This is a genomic window from Roseomonas genomospecies 6 (assembly GCF_008365375.1).
Taxonomy (GTDB): domain Bacteria; phylum Pseudomonadota; class Alphaproteobacteria; order Azospirillales; family Azospirillaceae; genus Azospirillum.
Genome location: NZ_QOKW01000065.1, coordinates 1 through 3,280, shown reverse-complemented (window position 1 = coordinate 3,280; position 3,280 = coordinate 1). Strand labels below are relative to the sequence as shown.

The 3,280-nt window shown below is 68.7% G+C and carries 1 protein-coding gene and 3 pseudogenes; 1 reads left to right on the top strand and 3 read right to left on the bottom strand.

Features of this window, described 5'->3' with window-relative positions:
* From DS843_RS30675 to DS843_RS32005, 3 pseudogenes are all read right to left on the bottom strand, one after another.
* Positions 1-175, bottom strand: a pseudogene (locus DS843_RS30675) (IS630 family transposase); the annotation flags it as partial.
* Positions 176-752: 577 nt separating this feature from the next.
* A pseudogene (locus DS843_RS30670) lies at positions 753-1,836 on the bottom strand (IS110 family RNA-guided transposase).
* Positions 1,837-1,934: 98 nt separating this feature from the next.
* Positions 1,935-2,141 (bottom strand): annotated as a pseudogene (locus DS843_RS32005) (IS6 family transposase); the annotation flags it as partial.
* Between the two features lie 545 nt (positions 2,142-2,686).
* Here DS843_RS32005 and DS843_RS30660 point away from each other — a divergent pair.
* On the top strand, positions 2,687-3,166 hold the full coding sequence (locus DS843_RS30660; RefSeq protein WP_149472593.1) for a hypothetical protein: 480 nt from the start codon (positions 2,687-2,689) through the stop codon (positions 3,164-3,166).
* Positions 3,167-3,280: the final 114 nt, after the last annotated feature.

The window sequence follows — 3,280 nt, the reverse complement described above, 5'->3', positions numbered from 1 at the left end:
CCGGGCGGCTGACACCGGCCCGGCGCGCCACCTCCTGCACCGCCAGACGCTCGGCCGAGAGCATGATGATGTTCACCCGCTGGACATGCTTATGCGGGCGGTTGCGGTCGCCGAGGATCGCGGCCAAACGCGCGCGATCCTCTGCTCCAACGATGACGCTGACGGTCTGGGCCATGCCGACAGAATCGCATACCAGCAGCCCGCTGTGAATCCTATGTCTGCGTCAGTGCACTAGAGATAGTGCTGCACTCCATTGATCCTGATGAGCACTTCGTCCAAGTGCCATATGTGGACGGCCCTCTGCTTGCAAGCTGAAAAGGTTGCAGGTCGTGGTCGGATCGCTTGCGCTCATATGTCCGGCCTGTTCGCGCGCCCGCACATGAGCGCTGGCCAAGATGGTTTCCGCGACATGGGGCCCAAACAACGATGCGACCACGAAGGCCACTGGCACTTCCGGGTTTGCTCATGTCTCGGATCGATCGATCACGCCATCTCCTCGTCACCCTGCAAGGTCCAACGCCGCCCGGCTTTGTTCACGGCTGAGCCGCTCCTGTGCCGGGCGGATCCGATGCGGTCGTGGTCAGCGACACCACGCCCGGCATCCGATGGTGGAACGAGCCGCCTGGTGGCCGGCCCGTGTCACGTCCGCAGCCGCCGCAGGCGGTGGCCCGCGAGGGCCAGACTTGAGGCGGGCCGGCGGAAGGCGGAACATCCGGTCCGGATGCCTGCGGCGCTGAACGCCCACAACGATGTCACGAGCGCGGTCCCGTCACGAGCGGTGTCCTGCCACAAGCGGCGCCCATGTCCGCGGGGATCACCCTCGTCGCGTAGGACTCGCCCGTAATCATGAGCTTCCAAGCAACCCGCGCCATCTTGTTGGCCACGGTGACCGCGACCAGCTTCGGCGGCTTGCGCCTGAGCAGCTCGGTCACCCAGGCGGCGAAACCGCGGCCGCCGGTGCCTTGGCGCACCCGCCGGATCAGCGCCGTCGCCCCGACCACCAGAACGCTGCGCAGCCCTTCGTCGCCGGCCCGCGTGATGCCGCCCAGCCGTGTCTTGCCTGCGGTCGAGTGGTCCTTGGGCGTCAGGCCAATCCACGCGGCGAACTGCCGCCCCGACCGGAACGCCTCGGGCGCCGGTGTCTTCATGGCCAGCAGCACCGCGCCGATCGGCCCGACCCCGGGGATCTGCGCCAGCCGTCGGCTGCACGCGTCCGCCTTGTGCCAAGCCATCAGCTTGGACTCGACCTCGTCGAGGCGCGCCTGCAGCGCCTCGTACTCCCGGGCCTGCACCGCGAACAGCTCGCGGGCCAGGTCCGGAACGGCCTCGTCCGCCCGGATGCGTTCCAGGAGCGCGCCGATGTGGGCGGTTCCCTTAGCGGCGGTGATCCCGAATTCCGCCGCGTAGCCCCGGATCGCGTTGACGAGCTGGGTCCGGCTGCGAACCAGGCGGTCGCGCAGTCCGACGAGCATCAGGGCGGCCTGTTTCTCGGCGGTCTTGATCGGCACGAAGTGCATGGTGGGGCGCGCCATCGCCTCGCAGAGCGCCTCCCTCGGCGTCGGCGGCGTCGTTCTTGCCGCGCTTGACGTAGGGCTTTACCAGCTGCGGAGCGATCAGCCGCACCTCGTGGCCAAAGCCGCCCAACAGCCGGGCCCAGTGGTGAGACCTGCCACAGGCCTCAATGGCGATCGGCGTCGGTGGCAGCCGTTCGAAGAACCGCACCATCTCCTTGCGCCGCAAGGTCTTGCGCAGGACCGGCCGCTCGGCGGCATCCACGCCATGGAGTTGAAAGGCATGCTTCGACGTGTCCATGCCGATGCGGCTGATCTGCTCCATGGCGGGCCTCCTCGCGTGGGGTCTGTGACAGACCCAGCATGACACAGCGGTGCGGTCGAGGGCCGTCCACGCCAACAATAATTGCTTAGCCGCGGGCGCCGACGGCGCAGCCGGTTGGCAAAGGTCTGGGCGAACTTGCAACACCAGCGCCGAACCGTCTCTTATGAGACCTCGACACCGCGCTCGGCCAGGAGCAGTTCGACATCGCGGAAGCTGAGCGGGAATGTGTGGTACAGCCAAACTGCGTGCGTGATCAGCTCGGCTGGGAAGCGGTGGCGGTAGTGAGGATCGGGCTCGCGTCTCATCCCGCTACCATGCCCGGCGGACCTCCGGCTCGCCAGCCCCTCAGTTTATGTGACGCTGCCCCTGCCCCTGCCCCTGCCCCTGCGCCTGCTGCGCGCCGCTCCGCGCCGACGGCACGACGCCACCCTGGGCGATCCGCTCGTCGGCATGCCGACAGCGAGCCGGATGTGGCCGGCAGGGCAGGGGCGGCGCACGCCTCATAATCGGACGGCGCCGACGGGCGGCAGGACGGTCAGCACCGCTGCAGACGGCTGGCCACGCCGCCCTCCATCTCCTGCATTTCGACGCCGCACTGGGCGGCAAGCTCGCCGGCGGGCAGGCGGCGCCTGCCTGGATGTGGCTGGACCTGCGCCTGATCGTGTGGCCTGCCGACATCCTGACATGGCCCTCCTGGTTAGCGCGACCGGCTAGGGTCCCGCTAGGGGCACCCCTAACCCGGATCAAACCCGACCGCGCCCATCACCGGCCAGCCCCCTGAGCAATTACTCGCCATTGAACGTCGTACCTTTCGCTGCCGCGACCAGCACCTCCAACCGGAGCGCCGCCCATGACCACCGCCGTCGTTCCTCTGCCGACCGCCCCTGTGCCGACCTCGGCACCCGCAACGCCGACGTCCTCGCTGCCCTCCGCCGTCGCTTCGCAGGCGCGCCTTGAAAGGGACGACCTGCGCTGGGAGCTGCGCGACCGCGAGATGATGCCCGACAAAATCGGCGAGCTGGCGGCGATGGTCGAGCGTGTGATCGAGCAGGCGTCGCCGCCCGCGGGCGTCGAGGCCGTGCTGCTCGGCATCGAAGGGCTCGCCGCCCGCTTCGGACTGGCGATCCCCGATCCCGACGCCCTCGAAGCGGACGTCGTCGAACTGGCGGCCTGGCCCGTCGACGAGTGGGAGGCCGCACTCGACGGCATCCGATGCACGTTCCGTAGCGGCTACAGCCGTTTCCCGACCATCGCCGACTTTCGGGCGGCCGTCGGGCGGAACGCGGACCGGCTACGCAGGATCGGCGACCTGCGCCGACTAGTGCACTGACGCAGACATAGGATTCACAGCGGGCTGCTGGTATGCGATTCTGTCGGCATGGCCCAGACCGTCAGCGTCATCGTTGGAGCAGAGGATCGCGCGCGGTTGGCCGCGATCCTCGGC

Excerpts from the sequence above, each read along its gene's own strand:
- DS843_RS30660 (WP_149472593.1), top strand. The coding sequence starts at position 2,687 with ATGACCACCGCCGTCGTTCCTCTGCCGACCGCCCCTGTGCCGACCTCG.